The sequence below is a fragment of the Streptomyces vietnamensis genome (assembly GCF_000830005.1).
GTDB classification, from domain to species: Bacteria; Actinomycetota; Actinomycetes; order Streptomycetales; family Streptomycetaceae; genus Streptomyces; species Streptomyces vietnamensis.
In genome coordinates this window covers 7,464,140-7,484,017 of the sequence record NZ_CP010407.1, presented here as the reverse complement: position 1 = coordinate 7,484,017, position 19,878 = coordinate 7,464,140, and the positions used below count along the sequence as shown (strand labels likewise).

General features: G+C 67.8%; 18 protein-coding genes and 3 pseudogenes. 11 read left to right on the top strand and 10 right to left on the bottom strand.

Going from position 1 to position 19,878, the window contains the following annotated elements:
- The first annotated feature begins 2 nt into the window (after positions 1–2).
- From SVTN_RS33505 to SVTN_RS33480, 6 genes are read left to right on the top strand one after another with little or no spacing between them, the layout of a single operon-like run.
- Positions 3–1,112 (top strand): radical SAM protein, encoded by a 1,110-nt coding sequence (locus SVTN_RS33505; protein WP_041132457.1) that lies wholly within the window; start codon positions 3–5, stop codon positions 1,110–1,112.
- Complete coding sequence (locus SVTN_RS33500; protein ID WP_041132456.1) at positions 1,112–2,227, top strand: hypothetical protein; 1,116 nt, start codon at positions 1,112–1,114, stop codon at positions 2,225–2,227. The genes SVTN_RS33505 and SVTN_RS33500 overlap by 1 nt, the downstream gene beginning before the upstream one ends.
- Positions 2,228–2,242: 15 nt before the next feature.
- Positions 2,243–3,040, top strand: coding sequence for a radical SAM protein (locus SVTN_RS33495; protein WP_041132455.1), 798 nt, complete (start codon positions 2,243–2,245; stop codon positions 3,038–3,040).
- Between the two features lie 23 nt (positions 3,041–3,063).
- Entirely contained in the window at positions 3,064–4,779 is a 1,716-nt protein-coding gene (locus SVTN_RS33490; protein WP_041132454.1) for a carbamoyltransferase C-terminal domain-containing protein, read from the top strand.
- 5 nt (positions 4,780–4,784) lie between these two features.
- Positions 4,785–5,399: an HD domain-containing protein gene (locus tag SVTN_RS33485; RefSeq protein ID WP_041132453.1), complete on the top strand. Its 615-nt coding sequence runs from the start codon at positions 4,785–4,787 to the stop codon at positions 5,397–5,399.
- Positions 5,396–6,382 (top strand): glycosyltransferase, encoded by a 987-nt coding sequence (locus tag SVTN_RS33480; protein ID WP_041132452.1) that lies wholly within the window; start codon positions 5,396–5,398, stop codon positions 6,380–6,382. The genes SVTN_RS33485 and SVTN_RS33480 overlap by 4 nt, the downstream gene beginning before the upstream one ends.
- Before the next feature lie 7 nt (positions 6,383–6,389).
- On the opposite strand, the gene gltX is transcribed toward SVTN_RS33480, so the two are convergent.
- Positions 6,390–7,766, bottom strand: coding sequence for a glutamate--tRNA ligase (gene gltX, locus SVTN_RS33475; protein ID WP_245727974.1), 1,377 nt, complete (start codon positions 7,764–7,766; stop codon positions 6,390–6,392).
- A 322-nt stretch (positions 7,767–8,088) separates the two neighbouring features.
- On the bottom strand, positions 8,089–8,571 hold the full coding sequence (locus tag SVTN_RS33470; protein WP_041132450.1) for a hypothetical protein: 483 nt from the start codon (positions 8,569–8,571) through the stop codon (positions 8,089–8,091).
- A 558-nt stretch (positions 8,572–9,129) separates the two neighbouring features.
- Here SVTN_RS33470 and SVTN_RS44470 point away from each other — a divergent pair.
- Entirely contained in the window at positions 9,130–9,804 is a 675-nt protein-coding gene (locus tag SVTN_RS44470; RefSeq protein WP_159026537.1) for a hypothetical protein, read from the top strand.
- 687 nt (positions 9,805–10,491) lie between these two features.
- On the opposite strand, the gene SVTN_RS33460 is transcribed toward SVTN_RS44470, so the two are convergent.
- Entirely contained in the window at positions 10,492–11,550 is a 1,059-nt protein-coding gene (locus tag SVTN_RS33460) for a protein kinase domain-containing protein (RefSeq protein ID WP_052499440.1), read from the bottom strand.
- 35 nt (positions 11,551–11,585) lie between these two features.
- Positions 11,586–12,071 (bottom strand): hypothetical protein, encoded by a 486-nt coding sequence (locus SVTN_RS33455; protein WP_041132448.1) that lies wholly within the window; start codon positions 12,069–12,071, stop codon positions 11,586–11,588.
- 309 nt (positions 12,072–12,380) lie between these two features.
- Between SVTN_RS33455 and SVTN_RS42635 the strand changes: the two are divergent.
- Positions 12,381–12,803, top strand: a pseudogene (locus SVTN_RS42635) (helix-turn-helix domain-containing protein); the annotation flags it as partial.
- Positions 12,804–14,150: 1,347 nt separating this feature from the next.
- Here SVTN_RS42635 and SVTN_RS46690 read toward each other — a convergent pair.
- A pseudogene (locus SVTN_RS46690) lies at positions 14,151–14,393 on the bottom strand (transposase); the annotation flags it as partial.
- Positions 14,394–14,485: 92 nt separating this feature from the next.
- Between SVTN_RS46690 and SVTN_RS33440 the strand changes: the two are divergent.
- Together SVTN_RS33440 and SVTN_RS33435 are read left to right on the top strand one after the other, a co-directional pair.
- Positions 14,486–15,355, top strand: coding sequence for an IS5 family transposase (locus SVTN_RS33440; protein ID WP_041132445.1), 870 nt, complete (start codon positions 14,486–14,488; stop codon positions 15,353–15,355).
- 72 nt (positions 15,356–15,427) lie between these two features.
- A complete protein-coding gene (locus tag SVTN_RS33435) occupies positions 15,428–15,757 on the top strand; it encodes a hypothetical protein (RefSeq protein WP_041132444.1) in 330 nt (109 codons plus the stop codon).
- Between the two features lie 8 nt (positions 15,758–15,765).
- Here SVTN_RS33435 and SVTN_RS45810 read toward each other — a convergent pair whose 3' ends face one another.
- On the bottom strand, positions 15,766–16,008 hold the full coding sequence (locus SVTN_RS45810) for a transposase family protein (protein WP_245727729.1): 243 nt from the start codon (positions 16,006–16,008) through the stop codon (positions 15,766–15,768).
- 458 nt (positions 16,009–16,466) lie between these two features.
- Between SVTN_RS45810 and SVTN_RS33425 the strand changes: the two genes are divergently transcribed.
- Entirely contained in the window at positions 16,467–17,570 is a 1,104-nt protein-coding gene (locus SVTN_RS33425; protein WP_041132442.1) for a tyrosine-type recombinase/integrase, read from the top strand.
- Here the strand turns inward: SVTN_RS33425 and SVTN_RS45805 are convergent.
- The 4 genes and pseudogenes from SVTN_RS45805 to SVTN_RS44465 all read right to left on the bottom strand — a co-directional run.
- Positions 17,518–17,670: pseudogene (locus SVTN_RS45805) on the bottom strand (peptidase C39 family protein); the annotation flags it as partial. The gene SVTN_RS33425 and the pseudogene SVTN_RS45805 sit on opposite strands and share 53 nt — an antisense overlap.
- 692 nt (positions 17,671–18,362) lie before the next feature.
- Positions 18,363–18,593, bottom strand: coding sequence for a tyrosine-type recombinase/integrase (locus SVTN_RS46450; protein WP_342669695.1), 231 nt, complete (start codon positions 18,591–18,593; stop codon positions 18,363–18,365).
- Complete coding sequence (locus SVTN_RS33415; RefSeq protein ID WP_052499438.1) at positions 18,590–19,186, bottom strand: sigma-70 family RNA polymerase sigma factor; 597 nt, start codon at positions 19,184–19,186, stop codon at positions 18,590–18,592. Before SVTN_RS33415 ends, SVTN_RS46450 begins: the two co-directional genes overlap by 4 nt.
- Positions 19,187–19,352: 166 nt before the next feature.
- Positions 19,353–19,865 carry a hypothetical protein gene (locus tag SVTN_RS44465; protein ID WP_159026536.1) on the bottom strand — a complete coding sequence of 171 codons (513 nt, stop codon included), beginning with the start codon at positions 19,863–19,865 and terminating at the stop codon, positions 19,353–19,355.
- Positions 19,866–19,878: the final 13 nt, after the last annotated feature.

The following is a 19,878-nucleotide window of genomic DNA, read 5'->3' as shown; positions in this document are numbered from 1 at the left end:
CGATGCCCGCCACACGCCACCGCGACCTGGCCGCCGTCTTCGCCGCGACCGGCCGCAACCACCCCTACCTGGCCTTCACCCTGAACTCGCTCTGCAACCTGGACTGCGTGTTCTGCAAGCCGCGCTGTATGCCGGACTACGGGCACAAGGACCGTCCCCTGACCGTCTCCGACTACGCGGCCATCGCTGCCGAGGCCGGTGCCTGGAAGATCAAGAAGGCGCACTGCTCCGGCGGGGAGCCGACCCTCCGGGCGGACATCCTCGACGTGATCGCGGGCCTGGCCGACGGCCTCGGACCCGACGCCGCGATCGGCATGACCAGCCACGGCAACCTGCGCCGCGGCCTGAGCGTCGAGCAGCTCCACAGCGTCGGCCTGACCTACCTCAACCTCAGCCTCCACAGCCTCGACCCCGACCGATCCGCCGAGATCATGGGCGGCGGCGACCCTCGCATCACCCGGCGCACCCTCGACACCGCCCTCGCACTCGGCCTGCGCGTGAAGATCAACTGCGTTCTCCAGCGCACCTATCTGGACGACGCCTTCGCCGTCGCCGAGCTCGCCCGCGACCTGCCCATCGCCGTCCGGCTGATCGAGCTCCAGAACATCGGCCCCGCGCAGGCGCTCTTCGACACCGAGTTCATCGGCGAGGCGGAGGTCCGCGACCGTCTCCACGAGTGGTTCGCGAACGCCGGCGAGGTCCGCAGGGACGAACTCGGGGTCCGCAGCCCCGGGCAGTACCTCCGCCCGGACGGCTGGGCGGGCTCGATCGGCTTCATCTCCAACTCCAGCTGCGCCACCTGCTCCGACGCCAACCGCATCAAGATCACGCCCACCGGTGTGGCCCGCCCCTGCATCCTCCACAACCGCGACATTCCCCTGAAGCCCCATCTCGCCGAGGGCACCCTCGGCGACGCCTTCGCCTACCTCTTCCAGGCCATGCTCGACCGCAACACCAACGACGCCTGGCAGGGCTTCCACTACGTGGACTACGACCTGCGCTGGGACCGGATGGAGCGCCCCGAAGGCGCCCCGGTCCTGCCCCTGCTCCCGCTCCTGACCACGGACGCGGCCCCGCCCGCCTGCGCCCGCGCCTCCACTGGGGGACGGTGATGGCGGTGATCGAAGCGCCGCCCCTCTACTCGGGGCTCGGAGCGCTGTACGAACGTGAGCTGGACGCCCATGACGTCGGGGCAGTGATGCTCACCCACAAGTGGCAGCCGGCCGACCTGCTGGCTCCCCACTCCGACATCGACGTCCGGGTGCTCCTCCCCCAGGCCCCGGCGGACTGGGAGGAGTGGAACCACCGCCTGGCCGCCGCGCACACCGCCTCGGTCGGCCGGGAGGTCTCCCACCGGCGTCTCCTGGAGCATCCGCCCGGCTTCGCGTTCACCGTGGCCGAGGCGGACGGGCGGCTCGTCTCCGCGCCCGAGCTCGCGACCTGGTCGTTGATCAGCGGGAGTGCGCGGGACTTCCAGCGTTGGAAGTCCCGGGCGCAGATGGCGCCGTGGTGCGAGGTCGACGAGCGCTTCTACCGGGGCATCCTCCAGGGGCGGCTGGGCGGCCGGTACCAGCTGGCGGCGGACAGTACGGACAACGTGGTGGAGGACATCACCGCGTACCGGCGCCACTGCGTGGCCTGGCACTACCTCGCCCCGTGCTGGTTCGCCGCAGCCGCGCTCGCAACACGGACCCGCTGCCCCGGTAAGACGGCCGCCCTCACTCAGTGGCGGCCGGACGGGCTGGACGGATACGCCGAGCTGTTCCTCGGGCACGCCGAAGATCGACCCGATGCCCGTCCGCGGAGTCCGCGTCACCTCCTCCGCACGGCCCACGTCTCCCTGGAGGCGGCCATGCGCCGCGTTCCCGACGCGGGCCCCGTCGGCCAGGGCGAGGAGCACGCCCGTACCGACTGGGTGATGACCTCCGGAATGCTTCGCGTACGCGTCGCCCGCTGGCTGTACTACCTCGACCCGCCGCCCGGCGTGGCAACCGACTATCTGATCCGGCGCGAGGCGAAGGAACTCCGAGCCGCCGCACAGAGCCTGAACGCGCTCGCGGCCGACGAGGCCACTCCCGCCCAGAGACTGGCCGCCCGGATGGTGGTGCTGATCCCCACCGGCCCGACCACCACCGGCACCCTGCGCGCGACCCTCGCGCTCTGGCACCGGCAGAAGTCGACCGTGCAGGACTTCCTCACTCTCACCCCCGGCGATGTCCACCCCTGACACAAGGAGTCCGCCATGCCCGCGCGTGCACCCCTGCCCCGCGCCCTGAAGACGGCCAAGATCAAGATCACGACGAAGTGCAACCGGTCATGCAACTTCTGCATCTTCGCCGACGGCGCCCAGGGCGAGAACATGTCCCTGGAGCTGTTCTCCACCATCCTGGCCAGGCTGGAGACCATCCCGTTCCAGCAGCTGCACATCAACGGCGGCGAGCCCACCGTGCATCGGGACTTCCCCGCCCTCAGCGACGCGGCCCGAACCCGCCTGCCGGACAAGGTCATGGTCCTGGGCACGAACGCCATCACGCTGGCCCGCAACGAGCGGATCATGGAGGCCACGCTCCGCTCGTACGACCAGGTCCTCATCGGCTGTGACGACGAGCACGAGAACTACGACGAGGTCCATGCCGTCGTGCCCCGCTTCCGCGAGGCAGGCAAGACCGTGGTCATCAACAGCGTTCTGGAAGGCATCAGTTCCACCCGCCTCGCACAGCTCGCGAGGCTGTGCGACAGGTACGGCGCCATCCACGTCACCAACCACGTGCACCACGTCGACGTCGGCCAGCCGGCCAACGAGCTGCGCGGCATCTGCGACCGCTACCTCGACCAGCACCTGATGATCGAGATGGATGGGTCCTGCTACCGCTGCTTCAACGCCATGGCGAAGGACGACAGCGAATTCAGCATCTGGGACGAGGACTTCGCGGCCAAGGTGTTCGCGCCCCGAGGTCACCACTTCCGGTTCTGCCTGCGCTGCCACGAGTACACCGACTCCGGCGCCGCCCTCCTCCCCGCCCCGGCCCTCACCGTCTGACCCCAGACCGGAGGTACACCACCATGCCCGCAGTCCTCGGACTGAACTTCCACCACGACACCAGCGCCGCCTTACTCGTCGACGGCCGCCTCTACGCGGCCGAGGAGGAACGCTGGAGCGGCGTCAAGCACAACCACCCCACCCGCAAGGGCACGCTCACCTCCCCGACCCGCGCGCTCCAGTGGTGCCTGGAGGCCGCCGGCCTCGAACCGCAGGACGTCGACGCAGTCTGGGCCGCCTCCATGCGCCCCAATCCCGCCGCCGGCTGGTGGCTGGCCGAGGAGCGAGACGAACTCGCCGCCCTCCTGCCCGCCCCGCTCGGCGAACACCTCCGCCTCCTCTCCCACCACACGGCCCACGTGCTCTCCGGCTACCTGCTCTCCGGCCACGACCACGCTGCCGGCCTCGTCATCGACGCCGGCGGCTCCTCCCTCGGCTCCGACTTCGGCCCGGGCCGGGAGCGCATCACGGGGTACGACCTGCGCCCCGATCGCATCGACCGCCTCCACCAGGGCATGCCGACCGTTGTGCCCAGCCCGGCCGGGCCCCGGCGCGTTCACTCCTCCCTCGGGCACTTCTACCGGAACCTCGCCCGCCGGGTGATCCCGCCCTGCGACGAGCCCGAGGGCAGCACGATGGCGCTCGCGGCCTTCGGCGATCCCCAGCGCTACGGAGCGCAGATCCGCGAGCTGGTCCGGCTCGGCGACGACGGCGAGGTCCGCATCGATCACCCCTGGGGCTCGTCGGACAGCAGCACCCCGCTGCTGCTCGGCGGTCGGGCCTGGACCGCCGACAACGTCGCGCAGCAGCCGGACCACGAGCGGGCCGACCTAGCCGCCGCCGTCCAGGAGGTCTTCGCCGAGTCCGTCGTCCACATCGCCCGCCACCTGCAACGGCTCACCAAGACCTCAACGTTGGTGTTCTCGGGCGGGTGCGCCCTGAACTCCCACCTCAACGGCCAGCTGGCAGCCGAGAGCGGCTTCGACACCCTCTTCGTGGCACCGGCCCCACACGACGCGGGCACTGCCGTGGGTGCCGCGCTCTACGGCTGGCACTACCAGCTCGGGCAGGAGCGCCTCCCGGTGCCGACCGACGCGGCCTGGGGCCCGCACACCGGCGCCCTACCGGCCACTGCGGTGCCGACCGGATACCGCGCGCTGACCGACCTCGGCCCGGGTCTGGCGCCCACGGTGGCCGCGCTCCTCGCGGACCATCACATCGTCGGCTGGGTACAGGGACAGCTTGAGTTCGGGCCGCGAGCCCTCGGCCATCGCTCGATCCTCGCCCACCCCGGCCACATCGCCACGCGCGACCGGCTCAACGCAATCAAGAAGCGAGCCACGTACCGCCCCTTCGCTCCGGCGGTCCTCGCCGAGCACGCCACGGAGTGGTTCATGTCGTCGGGCGACCCCTTCATGAACCGCGTCGCCCGCGTCCGCCGATGCCGAGCGGACCGCATCGCCGCAGTCACCCACCACGACGGCACCGCCCGAGTCCAGTCCGTCGCCCCCGACCACCAGGGCCTGCACGAACTCCTGGAACAGTTCCACGACCGCACCGGACTACCGCTGCTGCTGAACACCTCCTTCAACCGCAAGGGCACCCCGATCCTGCGGACTGCCGAGCAGGCCGTGGCAGCCGCGGCAGACCTCGGCCTCGACGCCCTTGCCGTCGGCGACACCCTGCTCCTCGCCAACCACGTGCCCGACCCTTGTGCCACGGCCCTCCGTACGAGGTGAGGCGGATGAACCCCATCGACCTGGACCACGTCCTGACCGTGCTCGGCGCCGCCGGGTGGAGCACGGACGAGCAGTCCCGTGCCCGCGTCGCCGGCGCCCTCGCGCTAACCGTGTACGACGGCCACACCCGCGACCAGGGCACCCCGTACCTGGAACACCCGCTGGCCGTCGTCACGCTCCTGCGCACCGAGATCAGGGTCAGCCACCCCGAGACCCTGCTCCTCGCCCTCCTCCACGACGCCCTGGAGGTGGCCCCCAAATCGGAGGCGCTGCTCGTCCAGCACCTCGGCGCCCCGTTCACCTGCCGCCTGCGGGCGATGACAGCCGACCACCGCCTCGAACAGCGCCCCAAGGCCGCCGGCGACGAGTCCAGCTGGCGCTTCAAGCAGGCCGCGCTCCCGTCCGCGGACCTCCTCATCCGGCTCGCCGACCGCCTCCACAACCTGCGCGATGTCGCCGCCTCGCCCAACGTCGACAGGCGCCGGCGGTTCCTCCAGAGCCTGCAGGACTTCTACCTCCCGCTCGCCGACGCCGCCTGCGGCCTCAGTCCCCACCTGGCGGCTATGCACGCGCTGCTCCACGCCGAGTACGTCCAACGCCAACAGGAGGTACACCCGTGAAGCGGATCGTCTACTCGATGGAACCGGTCGGCCGGACCGGCGGCCGGGTCTACCTGCGGATGCTCCACGAGGCGACGGCCGACGACGTGGAGTGGCGCACGGTCCCGGACCACAAGCGCACCTACCGCGTCCGCCGCTGGCGCAAGCTCCGCCACCTCGCCCGCCTGGCCCCGACCATCCAGGCGCTCGACAGCACCACCGGTACCTTCGTGTGGGACGACCTGAGCCTGCTGCTCTTCACGCCCGAGATGCGGGCCCGCACGGTGTTCCTCCTGCACCACTACGAGCCCCTGCAGCACGACTCCGCTCCCGTCGAGGCCATGCTCTGGGAACACCTGTTCCGCGCACTGCCCCAGTGCGCCGCCGTGGTCTGCGTCGCCCCGTACTGGGCCGACTTCCTCCAGGCCCGAGGCGTCCGCAACGTCCGGGTGATCTACAACGCCTTCGACATGACGGAGGTCGAACGGGCCCGCGGCTTCGACAGGACCGAGTGCCGCGCCGAGTTCGGTCTGTCGCCGGACGTGATCGGGGTGTATGCGGGCAAGGCTGTGCACTGGAAAGGCACCGAGGAGGTCTCGGCAGCCCTGGCCGACGCGCCCGGGCTGCGGGTGATCACCAGCGGCAGCAACACCATCGGCTTCGACGGCGCCCACTACGACGTGGAACGCGAGCGGTACCTGCGGCTGCTGTGCGCGTGCGACGTCGGCGTCTTCCTCCCTCAGATGCGGGAGGGCTGGAGCCGCTGCGCTGCCGAGGCCCTGCTGCTCGGCTTGCCTTGCCTGATCCGCCCGGTGGCCGGCCTGGGCGACCTCGCCACACTGACCGGCCAGCCGGCCCCGGACATCGGCCGCCTCCCGGCGCAGGTCCGGGAACGCGCGTCGGCGCGCCAGACCGAGGCCAAGGCCGCGTACGAGGCCCTGGCCCGGTTCGATCTGAACTACTTCGGCAACGCCTGGGGCGACCTTCTCGCGAAGGTCGCCTGACCGGCGGCTACGCCTGCGCGGCGGCCAGCTTCTTGGCCGCCGCGTCCAGACGGGCCAGCACACGGTCCCGGCCGAGCAGCTCCATGGACTCGAACAGCGGGAGCCCGATCGTGCGGCCGGTGACCGCGACCCGGATGGGCGCCTGGGCCTTGCCCAGCTTGAGGCCGTGCTTCTCGCCGACGGCGAGCAGGACGGCCTTCAGGTCGTCCGCCTTCCAGTCCGCGACGGTGGCCAGCTCGGCACGGGCGTCGGACAGGATGTCGCCGGCGCCGGCCTTCATCGCCTTGTTCCACGACGCCTCGTCCTCAACCGGCTCGTCGAGGAACAGGAAGTCCACGTAGCTGGTGATCTCCGACAGCAGCGCCAGTCGGGTCTGGGCCAGCGGAGCCGCCACCTCGAAGAGGTCCTTGTCGAACGCCTCCGGGGCCCACGGCGCATACGGGGCGACGAGCCACGGCGCGCAGGCGGCGGCGAACTGCTCCGGGGACAGCGCGCGGATGTAGTCGCCGTTGAACGCCGTCAGCTTCTTCACGTCGAAGAAGGCCGGCGCGGTGTTGACGTCCTCGATCCGGAAGAGCTGCTCCAGCTCCTCGTGCGGCATGATCTCCCGGTCGTCGCCGGGGCCCCAGCCCAGGAGCATGAGGTAGTTCACCATCGCCTCGGGCAGGAAGCCCTCGGCGAGGTAGTCCTCCAGCGCGACCTTGTCGCGGCGCTTCGAGAGCTTCTGTCGCTTCTCGTTCACGATCACCGGCAGGTGCGCCCACACCGGCGGCTTCGCGCCGAGCGCCTCCCACAGCAGCTGCTGCTTCGGCGTGTTCGACAGGTGCTCCTCGCCACGGATGACCTGCGTGATGCCCTCGTCCAGGTCGTCGACGACGTTGGCGATCAGGAAGACGGGGGATCCGTCACCGCGAGCGATCACGAAGTCCTCGATCGCGCTGTTCGGGAACGCCGGCTCTCCGCGGATCAGGTCGACCACGACGGTCTCGCCCTCGTCCGGCGTCCGGAACCGCAGCGCCCGGCCCTCCTCGAAGGCCAGCCCCCGGTCGCGGCAGAAGCCGTCGTACCCGAGGTGATCCGAGCCCGTGCGCTCCTTCAGCTGCTCCCGGGTGCAGTCGCAGTAGTACGCCCGCCCGGCCGCGAACAGCTGCAGACCCGCCTCGCGGTGCCGGTCGGCGTTGTGCGACTGGAAGTACGGCCCCTCGAAGGCCGCGTCCTCACCGTGGATGCCGATCGCCGCGAGCGCGTTGATGATCCCGTCAATCCACTCCGGCTGGTTCCGGGCCGCGTCGGTGTCCTCGATCCGCAGGACGAACGTGCCGCCGGACTGTCGCGCCACAGCCCAGTTGTAGAGAGCGGACCGTGCACCACCGACATGGAACATGCCGGTCGGGGACGGGGCGAAACGAACGCGAACCGGAGCAGTAGACATGCGCTCCAGGGTACCGACGCCGGACACCCCCTCCGGACCACCCCTCCTACCCCCACACCATCGATTTCGAGCCTTCCTCGCCTTCTGCTCGGACGTTCCCTTCCCCACTCACGCGGGTGTCGACCCTTGGCCTAGGGCCATTCGCCCCACCAGGTGACAGCAGCCAGGCCAGTGGTTCCGGGGCCCAAATGATCACAAGAACAACTCACCTGTGTCACCGAACCCTGACTACACGCCAACGTGGTTTGGTCGGGCGCGGCAGGGGAGCACGGACCTACGCAGTGCGCTCGCTCTGCACTATCGCCAGGGCGTCCTCGAAGGTGATCCCAGAGAAGTACTCCTTGTGGATCCGTTGCACGCCGGGCACGGCTGCGATGGCATCCCGGGCGCGGGTCTCCCACAGCCGCGTGGACGGCCACGCCTTGGACACCCAGCCGTCGAAGATGACGACCATGTTCAGCTCGGCTTCATGCTCGTACTCCTTGAGCCGATCAGGGAAGATGCGCTTCTCAACGCGGCCGACCTTGACGTAGGACTGCAAGCCCTCGAAGGAGAGCAGGTACAGACGCTCGCCGGGAGCGTCGAGCGGATTGCCGGAGCGCGTCATCGCGTCGTACGCGGCTTGCATGACGCGCGTGGAGTCCTCGATGTGGGGCACGATGCCCTTCTCGAAGCAGTACCGGAGGTGCTGACGCGACACCCGCAAAGAGATCTCCTCTAGGCGGGGATCGATCAGGTGGTCGTCGTAGATGGCCACAAGCAGATCCCTCCCCGGACCATTCTTCTTACGTACTGCGATCGGGATGATACAGGGCGCACTCGGGGAGGTAGGCGATTTGTCCGGCACTGGTGCCGACCCTTGGTCAGCGCGATCGATCTTCGCGCTCCAACGGTCGCCGGTCAAAGCGCAGTGGCAGTAGATCAACATGCGGTGGCCCAGGGCCCATGCCGGCGCCTCCGGGCTGGTCAGCCCATCGCCGCTGGCCGCCGCTCCCGTCCGGCCGAGCCGGGCACGCGCCCGTACGGTGCCGCGTTGAGGGTGGCGGTACGGAGCTCCCTGTCCCCGCTCCCGCTCGCCCATTCCGTCCGACGTCTTCCGCACAGTGAGACCAGGACCTGGTGGTACGAACCGAAGTTCGACGGGCACCGGCTGTGTCTGGAGCCCCGGCAGAGTCGGTCCGGCTCTACGCTCGCCCCAGACGGGTGGTCACGTCCTCGTCGATAGACCTGACAGTGGCCGACATACAGCTAGCTGCTGCCCGGGACCGTGAGCGGAACCGGCGGATGAGCGCGAGACTGGGCGGGGAGGTGCGCGATGGCCAAGAGCGAGGAAGAGGAGCCCCCGGAGGCGCGGTTCGTTTCCTCTGCAGACGAAGGCCGTGGTACCGAATCTCACCTTCTCACCATGAAGACCTCCACTGGAGACGTCACAGGCCTTCGGACAGGACGCGGCGCCGACGACCGAGACGCCGGTGTCGACATCGAAAGCGACGTGGTCAGCGCCTATACGGCCGGACCAAACCCAGCCAAGGCCGACCGCGAGCGGCGGGCAAGCCAGGTTCTGATTAACCACCTCAATTCCCAGGGCGCTCAATGGAAGCCAGCAGAGATGGCCCCTGAAGGTAGGGATGAAGAGGGAGTGGACTGCACCGCCGACAGCGAGGCTGGCGCGGACAAGTTGCTGATCCAAGTCACGACGGCCGACCGCACGGAGACCTGGAAGCAGCTTGCACAGACCGGTAGCGCCACACATCCGGACACGTCCGTGGGGGATCTTGCGGCGGCGCTCCAGGACGCGATCAAGAGCAAGAGGCATCACCCAAAGCAGGGAATCCACCTAGTGCTGGACGCCACCGACAGCATCAGCTCTGCTCTTCCGGCGGTGACCGAGGCCTTTCGTACCGAGTACGGTCCGTGGGCCCGCACGCTGGGCTACGAAGGCATCTACCTCGCGGGCCCCATGAACCTCATTACACGCCTGGACGAGTAAGCCACCGCAGAGCGACCGCCCCCGATCAGGCCAATCGAGCACTGCCGAGTGGAGCGGGATCGGAACTGACACCTGTCGCGCTCAGGACGCTGACGTGCGAGGTCAATCTTCAATGGCACGAACTGCCGTCCGTCAAGCTTCGATGGCAATCGGTCACAGTTCGATGGCACAGACAGCAGGGCTGGCTTGCGCTGGTAGCAACGCACACCATTCACAAAACCGAACACAGGTGCGAGTACCGGCTCGCGCGCCCTTGCATGGCGCCTCGCGGTCAGGCACGCTGGCGGCACAGTGGGCTTTTGAGCGAGCGTCTGATCCGGGAGGTGACATGGAGGCAATGAGCCCACAGGGCGCATTGTTGGCTCAGTGCATCGCCCGCTTGCCTGAACGTTCGTTGCCGCGGCACGCCTGGGCTGCGGAGGTACTTGTTGAGCAGCTTTGGGCCTGCTCAGTCGGAGCCGGCCACGAAGAGTGGCGCCCGCTTCTGGCCCCGATGATCGCCGACGGAGGCGTTGACGCCCGCCGGGTTCGCGGCGAGGTCTGGCGGCTCGCTCGCAGCGGTGCTCTAGAACCGGCAGGAATCGGGCGCCTGGCGCGATTTACGGTGACTCCGGAGGCTGTCCAGGAGTCCAGGTGCGTGGCACCGATCAACTGTTCGACCAACGAAGTAGTGACACAGGCAGTCGTTCAGCTCACTGCTCGCCTGTTGGCTTCCTCAAAGTAGGCCAGCGCCTTTCCGTCCTGCAGTGTGCCGGCCACCGTCGATGCGCCTACGCGCCGCCACGACGCCTGCTTGCGACGCAGGAGGGTCAGCTCGATCCCGCCATCGGCGGAAGCCGTCGTGACTCGCCAGGTCTCGTCCTTCCACAAATGGCGGGCCTGCCAGGTGCCGGGCTCGGTTTGCTGCCAATCGGCGATCTTGATCGCGGCCAGGGCCGTACTCATGTCGCGAGCGGTCGTAAAGCGCCGCGCAGGGTCTGGGTGGGTGGCCTTTACTACCAGCTGACGGAGTCGTCGGCAGACCCATGCGGGCAGTTTGCGGTCCTCGGCACGCAGCGGCGGGAGGCCCTGCTGAAGCGCGTCGACGACGTCGGTGCGGCTGTAGGAGGCGTAGTCGAACTTCCCTGCCAGTAGTTCGACAAGGACCAGGCCAAGGGAGTAAAGGTCCGACGCTGCGGTGATGCGCGGTCCGATCATGATCTCTGGTGGTGAGTACGGATGCGCCACTGGAATGGGCGGCGTGGATCCATAAGCATCCATCCGGCCTGCGACACCCAGGTCGCCGATCTTGACGAGGTCGGCATCGCCCGTGAGGAACAGGTTGGGGCTCTTAATGTCGCGGTGCAGGATCCTGTGGTGCTCGTGCATCTCGCGCAGCCCCTGGAGCGCTGCCTGGACAATTTGGAGGGATTTTGTAGGCGTGAACGTCTGGCCGGCCTCCAAGGCGTCGGTGATGCTTCCCACCTCGTAGTACGGCATGAGGATCTCGACCACGCGCATCGGTTGCGGGTAGCCGGGAACCCCTGCGACGGCCCGCACGGGCACGATATTGCGATGCTTGATCCTCTCCATGAGCTGAGGCTCGATCAGATCCGCGTCGTCGTGGTACTCGGCAAGGTCGACACATTTGCCGACAAGCCAGGTCCCGAGGTTCTGGTCCCACCACACGTGCACTTCATGGACGCCCAGCGGCATGCTGTGCAGGGACTCGTAGTCCAGGACCAGGCGTCGCTTCTGCTCGGTCACCACTCTGCTCTCCGTTGATCGGGGTGACGCCGGGGCTACTGATCGGCCTGACCGTTTGTCTCGTTCAGCGCGGCGAGGGCCGCGGCGAAGGCATCGCCGCGCCCGGCCCAGTACCTGGGCCGGGCTGAGAGACCCAATTGCGCCAAGTCGACGCTGTCAATCGCGGTGGCCGGCGCGCCGATGAGTTTGCCGATCTTCTCGGTCTTCCACTCCTCGCAGCGGATGCCTTCCTCGTGACAGGCAAGCTGGACTAGTGCTTCCAGGGACGCACGGTCGGCGGCCTGCCGGTAAGCCCACTGCCCGTTCTTGCGGGTGGCCACCAAAATCACCAGGTCGGGCGAAAGACCGTGGATGTCCTGCTTGATGCGACGGTAGGTGTCCGCGATGAGATCAGTCCCCGTCAGCCCGTCCGCCTTGCCCAGACGCTCAGGGGCGCCGGGGATCGGGGAGGTAGCCGGATCGGAACGGAGGGCGCCGTACTGGATGGCGCCGGCGGCAATGGCGATGCCAAGGACTTTCACGTATCCACTGCTTTCAAACGGGACAGGGAGTCGCGGGCAAGTACGATCGTGCGGCAGTGCTAGTGGTTCAGCTACGAACCAGGCGGAGACCGGGCCTGGATGGTGGAGAGCTCTGACCTCCCCCATCGATTCCGACGGGGACGAGCCCGAACACGAAATCGTTCAACTCCGCCTGCGGGATGAACAACTGCCCAGCGATGTCAGCTGGGGTCCGCCGTGAGCCATACGCAGAGCATCAAAGAGTGTGATCACCATGATGCGATGGTAGGCGCCCGTGCCTACAACTGATGCACCTTCGAGCGGGGCTGACCATGGAGCCTGCCGCTGGAGGGCCGGGTATCGCTGGTCACGGCGAATTGGCGCACGTTCCTGACGACGCGCCAGAGTGCCGCGCTGCTCGGCATCTCAAAATCCGCCGCTGACCGCACCATCACCACCTCGGGCCCCTGCTCGCGCTCCAGCCCCGGAAGCGGTTCCGCAATGACACCGTGCTCATTCTGGAGTGGATGGGCTGGCTGCTGGTGCCCACCCGCGACCACACGGTGGCCGAACACTCCAAGAACTGCAGCTACTCGACCAACCACCAAGTCGTCATCGACGCCGACAGCCGACAGCCGACAGGTCGTCGTGATCGGTCGACCGCTCCCCGGCAACCGCAATGGCTGCTAGGCATGGGAGGAATCCGGGGCCGAGGCGGCCGTCTGCAACATCGTGACGATCGCGGACGGCGGCCCCCGCGCCGAACGGCGGCTGCGCTCATACACACCTACTCGAAGATCAGTTACCGGACAAGCCTCAGGGCGCCCGGGTCAGGCGACTCAACCGATCTGGTCGCCGCAGGTCAGGAGTCTGCCTGCAGGCGAGATCGGCTGAGACCGTACACGAGCGATCAGGGCTTGAGGCTGTCTCGCCGACCGCACCGCGATCACTGAAGCCACCCGCTGACGCCAGCCGATCTATGGACCGTCACTTCGTCCTCTCGGACTGCCCCTTGGGTGGCACGAGCGCAAGAACCGCGACCTGATCTCGGCGAGTCGTGCCCGGACGGCCTTTGAGCACGGTGCCCCCCGCGCCAGGGCCTCGGCGTAGTCGCGTTGCGTCCGGTTTGTGATCATCCGAGGCCGAGGAGTGCGAGGGGCCATCGGGGATGGCGGGCGTTGCGTCGCAGGCCCGCGGCGCAACGTTGGAGCACAACGGTCTCTTAAAGCGGGTCGCCGCAACTCCTGCAGGTGTCTTCGCCATCGTCGTACATAACGCCGCAGCAGTACGTGGGGCCGCCGCTGACTTCATAACAAGCGCTGCACATCTGAGACTCGTCGTCCCAGTCAGTCGCGTTCTCGACGGGATCGTCACACCCTGTACAGACAAGCGCTGTCACCGCGCGTCACCCCAGCAATCGGAGGAGGTAAACGGAGAGCAGTAGTCGCTGTCGTGCCGCTCGGAGTAGTCGCTCATGTTGGCTGTCGGCTTACCACAGTTCGGACACGTGGGGTGTTCACCCGGACATGTGCGATTGTTGTGCCCACCGAGTCCACATACCCTGCATGCCATGACGGCAGAGTAGATGAACCTCAGCCGTCGGACCCAAGACTTCGGCAAAGACTGGATGACGTCCGGTTTGTGATCATGCGAGGCCGAGGAACGCGAGGGGTCGGCAGGCGTTGCGTGCGTTGCGGCGGAGGCCAGCGGCCATGTTCTTGACGCCGCCCAGGCGCATAGCGCCGATGGCGAGATCGCGCCAAGTCGCCATCGCCCGGGGTGCATTGCCTGTCCGCAGTTGGGAGGTGTCCTCGGCGAAGGTGGTGTCGCGGACGTGGTGCAGGGCCTCGATCTTCCAGTGGTCCCGGACCAGTTGTGCGAGCCGGGCGGGGCGGCCTGCTCGGCGGTCGGGCTGGTCACCGCGTAGACGGTGGTGATGGTGGTCTTGCTGGTCTTGCGGTCGGTGCGGCGGCGCTTGATCTGGACGGCCTGGCAGGCGCCGGGGAAGAGCAGGTTGTTCACGGTGGCGACCTTGATTCGGCGGATCTCCGCGCGGCCGTGGCCGCCGCCGCGCGTGCGACCCTGGAGCGGGATGTCCTTCCAGGGAAGGGACTTCAGCTGCTTGCGCAGTTTCTTCTGATTGCCCTTGGCGATCGCGATGTAGTGAGCCCGGCGGCCCAGAAGGTAGCCGGCGTGCTCGCGCCGGGTACGCAGTGCGTCGCTGGTGACGACCGTCCCGGCCAGGTCGGCGACGGTGTCCAGCAGCGGCTGGAAGCAGGTGGTCTCGCCGGTCTTCTCGCCGACGTCGAGCTGGGCCAGGACCAGGCCGGTGTTGTGCTCCACCGCCGCAAGAAAGTGGATCCTCCGTCCCCTCGCCCTAGGCCGTGTTTTGAAAGTCGGCTCGGTGTCTCGTCCCGCATCGTGATGATCTCGGTGTGGGGCGAGGGGATCTTTCTGACGGGCAGTGGGCGGTGCTGGAGCCGTTGCTGCCGGTCGCGGTGTTAGGGCGGCCGGCGCTTGGTCGACGGAGGCTGATCGACGGGATCCGCTGGCGGGTGCGGACCGGTGCTCCGTGGCGGGATCTGCCGCAGGAGTACGGGCCGTGGCAGACGGTCTATGGGCTCTTCCGGCACTGGCAACGCGACGGCACTTGGACCGTGCTGCTGACCAGGCTGCAGGCCCGGGCGGACGCGGCCGGGCTGATCACGTGGGAGGTCAACGTCGACTCCACGATCTGCCGAGCCCATCAGCATGCCGCGGGCGCCCGCCGCAACGGCCAGGACCAGAACGAACCGCCGGGCGGAACCCGCACCGAGCCCGATGACCACGGCCTGGGCCGTTCACGGGGAGGCTTCACCACCAAGATCCACCTGGCCTGCGAACAAGGCCAACGGCCGCTGTCCTTGCTGATCACTGCAGGCCAGCGCGGTGACAGCCCTCAGTTCACAGCCGTCCTCGAAGGCATCCGAGTCCCCCGCACCGGACCAGGACGTCCCCGTGTCCGACCGCTGCGAGTGCGAGGCGACAAGGCGTACTCCTCCCGCGCCAACCGGGCCTACCTGCGAAAGCGGGGGATCGCGTGCACGATCCCGGAGCCTGCCGACCAGGCCAGAAACCGCAAACGGCGCGGGAAGGCCGGCGGTCGGCCTCCGGCCTTCGACCGCGAGGACTACAAGGCCCGGCACGCGGTCGAGTGCGGGATCAACCGGCTCAAGCGCAACCGGGCGGTGGCCACCAGGTTCGACAAACTCGCAGTCCGCTTCGAGGCCACCGTCCTGATCGCCGCGATCGGCGAATGGCTTTGACCGGCCCGAACTGTCAGTTCCTCATGCCATGCTGACCGCGACCAGGGTCGACAGGGTGAGGGAGAGGCGACGATGGGGGCTCAGTACTACGGCGCCGACAGCGAGAACGGCGACCGCATCGACGACCCTTCCGAGGACGCGCTGTTCATGATGATCAGCGACCTCAACGACACCGACAACACCTTCGTCGTCATCCAGCCCGACGAGGACGCCCCCGTCTGGTTCGCCTCAGTGGCCGTCCTGGACGAAGGAGGCTACGAGGTCGTCCGCCGCGATGCCAGCCGCCGCGAGCATGAGGTCGCCACTTCGACCAGCATCGGCGACATCGCGCGCGACCTCACCATCTGGATGGCCATCCGGCACTTCCCCGGACGGCCACCCAGACAAGTCCACGACTTCTAAAACACGGCCTAGCCGCGCCGCGCAGGGACTTGCCGTCCACGGACAGTCCGCGCAACCCGGAGCAGGCGGCGCACCGTCGTCTCGGCTAGCACCAGCCGCCTGGGCAGCACCGGATCGGGACGCACACTGAGCCGTTCCAGCACCTGGGGCGGCGCCTCCGCGATCCACTCGCCGACCGCCGGCAGTGAAGTCGCCCCCGCCAGCACCGCGCACGCGGCCAGGGCGAGGACAACGGCGAACGCGTGCCGCACACCGCGAGGGTCCCTTGGGTCCGGCACCTCGGCCGGCCGTTCGAGCAGGTCCGCCACCTCCCCGGGCCCGACGCCGGGCTGCCCGCGGAGCTGGTCAAGGGCAGGCGGAATTGGCAATGATGCGTCGGCAGGCACGGTCCTCCAGGCAGGTCACGGGGCGTAGAGAACTCCATGATCTTGGAAATCCGTGGCTGTCCTGCCTCCGGGACGCCCACCGGTCAACGAACCATCACAAACCGGACCAGGGCTGACTACGCCGAAGCCCTAACCCCCGCGCGGGCAGCATTACGGCCATACGGCCCGCGGAAACGTGGGTCGTCAAATCTTCACGTGCCCAGGCATTTGGCGCGGCCGGAAACATCGACTACAACACAACCCACACCGAAAAGCACGGCCACCGGCCGTGCGAGCAGAGATGGGTGAACAGGTTGGCTCAAATCATCGACAACGGTTCTGCCGTGTCCGGCAAGCGATGGACCGTCCGCTACAGGGAGCCGGGCGGACGCACTGGGCGTCAGCGGGAGAAGTCGTTCTCCCGAAAGAAGGACGCGGTCGACTTCGCTACCAAGATGGAAGGCGACAAGCGCGAGAACATCTACGTCGACCCCGACGCCGGCAAGGTGTCACTTCGCCGGTACGCGGACGACTGGCTCGCGAAGAAGACCGCTTCCGCCGGCACCCTCGAGTCGTACGAGCGCATCGTCCGCCTCCACGTGGTCCCCCACCTGGGGAGCAAGATGATCTCGCAGGTCACCGCAGCGGACATCGAGGGCCTGTACGCACGTTGGCGCCGGGATGGGGCGGCCCTCAACACCATCGAGTCCCGGCACATAGCCCTCTCGGCGCTGTTCTCCCACGCCATGCGCCATAGGCGGATTCCTGTGAATCCCATGACTCAGGCCGAGAAGCTGGAGAACCCTGTCATTCCTGTCGACGACAGGAAACTTCCCAGCTTCGACGAGATAACCGCCATCGCCAAGGAGATCGGACCTCGCCTGTCTCCGGCGATATGGCTCATGACATGTTGCGGACTTCGAATAGGGGAATCCCTGGGAGTCTTCCCGGAGGACATGCGCGACGGCACCCTTCGAATCCGGCGGCAGGTGATTCGCTACAAGGACACCTCCGGAAAGTACACACCGAAATACGCCCCGTTGAAGCATCGGAAAGAAGGCGAGTGGCGCGACATACCCGTGCCTGCTTCCCTTGAGCCGTTCATCGACCGGCTTCCGATCCGCAATGCGAGCGGCGGAATGCCGTATCCCGATCTTCTGCGCAAGTCGTGGGATCGCGCCATCAAGCGGCTCGAGCTTCCCGCATACAACCCGCACGACCTGCGGCATAAATGGACCACCGTGGCCCTGACCAACGGAGTGTCCATTCACGAGGTGTCTCGCTGGCTCGGACATCGGTCGATCAAGGTCACGGTGGACCGGTACGGCCACCTCACGCAGGACGGCCAGGAGCGCTGCCGTCAGGTCGTCGAGACGGCCGTCGGGCCGCACATGCTCACGCCAGGCCGAGCGCCTGCAGCGCGCGGTGCTGACTTGGTGCTGACTTGACCGGCCAGAAGATGTAGCAGACCCCGCCCGTACCGCTTCTGACCTTGCCGTTTGCGTCGTAGCGCTTCGTACGGAGCCAGATGTTCTCCAACACCTGCCGAGGCGCCAGCTGGGATGCGGACGTGTCCACGACCGCATCCCATAGACCGACGGCAGCGAGCGACTCCAGATCACCGCGGCAAGTCCGGTCACCTCTGGCCGCCTCCACACCCGTCAGGAGCCGACCGCCCCCGGTTGAAGGTCGTGACCGACCGACCTCGGGCAAGAGCAGCCTGTGCCACCGACCGACCGAGGAACCACGAACCGCCAAGAACCAAGATGCGCATGCCCTCTACCCTGCCGGCGCCTGCAGCGATCGACACATCAAGCAGCAAGCCTCATCGGGCGGTCACCGCACGGAAGGCTCCGTCCCATCACCATGACCACCTCGACACTCACCCTCGCGGCATCCCGACCCCAGAGCACCCCGGGGGGGTTCGAGATCGTCCGGATCCAATCGGTGGGGCATCGGTGCGCACTCGCATCCCTGCGCCGATAATTGCTCCGTGATGCGCACTCGCAAAGCTCGCTCTCGCGACCCAAAGCTGACGCGCCATCAGGAAAGTCAGCATCAGTACCGCGCGGAACCGCCCCCGAGCGCCACGGGCCGCCAAGATCGACAAACCGGCACACTTGCCCTGAACTGCGAAAACACAGGTCAGCGACCTGCCTGCTAATCTCACCTGGAGGTATCCATGAGGATGCTGATCATCTTCCCTCACACCGGGGAGCTCCCCCTCCCCCATGCACTCCTCAGGCCGCCTCCCAAAGACCGGCGTCCAGGATCCGGGCAGCCTTGGTGATACTGCCCGGCATCAGGTGTCGGTAGGTCCGGTACGTCTCCTCGATGGACTTGTGCCCCATCCACTCCGCCACGTCGGTGATGGGGATGTTGTTGCCGAGGGCGTTCGAGGCGAAGTCGTGCCGAAAGCCATACATCTCCACCCCCTCCTCCGGCGACAGGTCGGCGAAGAGCTTCCTCACCCGGCGCCGCTCCATGCCCTCGGTGAAGTAGCCGCCCGGGCCGCGCAATCGAGAGTGCCCCGGTCGGGAGTGGTGAGCCGTCCGCGGCCCCGGTGCAGCGCGGCCTTGACCGCCCCCTCGGTGGTGCCGAGCATGGCGGCGATCTCCTTCAGCGGCAGGTCGAACACGCCCTTGAGTACGGCAGCGGCACGCTCCTGGGGTGCCAGCAGGGTGGTCACCTCTGCAAGCGCGTCGCGCACTTCGGCAGGATCGGCGAGGACGGGCGCCGCCCGTTCGGCCGGCTCGACGAGGAGCGGGGCGGGGCGGCGGACCTGGTCGAGGTAGGCGTTCGTCGCGATCCGCACCGGCCACGCCATCGGGCGCTCGACCGCCTGGTGGGACTGCGCGGCGCGTGTGAGGGCTCGGGCGAGCGTCTCCTGGGCCAGGTCCTCGGCGTCCCAGACGCTTCCGGTCAGACGACGGCAGTACCGGAACAGCTCGCCCCGCAGCGGCTCCAGAGCAGCCAGGAACTCACGGCGCGCGGCCTGGGCGGCCGCGATCAGGGGCTGCGGCAGTACGTCGAGCGCGGGAGACGGATCGGGGTGGGGCGTCATTTCACGGCTCCTTGCACGGGTGAATGGCTGTACACACCAGTACGACGGGGCAGCCTTCGAGTCCGATACGCAGCCATGGAAGTGAGCCCGATCACGCCTCGTATGAAAGCAAGGTGCCTCCCGCCCCTTCGGGCGAGAGGCACACAGCCGAGTACTTTCCTGACCGTCAATGTGTTGCGATGACCGCTGGAATCCGCCAAGAGTGGCCGGGGTATGTGAGCCGCGGTTGCACATACCTGATCACCGTGCCCGATCGGGTAGTGATCACCCTTGTGGCAATGCTCAGGACGAAACGCGCCGGGAGGGGTCGCTCCGATGCCTCCTCCATCAACCTGTTCACTCCCTTGCCCACCTCCCAGCGGGCCGAGGCCAGCTCGAACACACCGAAGTTCCTGGCGCGAGCAAGCCGCAGCAGAAGTGTGCCGGGTGACTTCAGCCCCCTCTTCGGTACGGGTTCGCACAGCTCCACCTCGATGGAGTCCGTGTCCAGCAGAACTTCGATGCCTGCTGCACCGGCCCGGGGCTGAGCCATAACCTTTCCACCCAGATACGTCGCCAAGTCCTCGGCGGCTGGGCCGTCGTCCATGACGACGACCCAGCCGGTCCGGCTACCGTCCCATCGCCCCAGGTCTGCAGTCGCCATGAGAGAGCCCGAGGGAGAAGGTGTGGCATGTGCCATGAGTTGCTCCTGG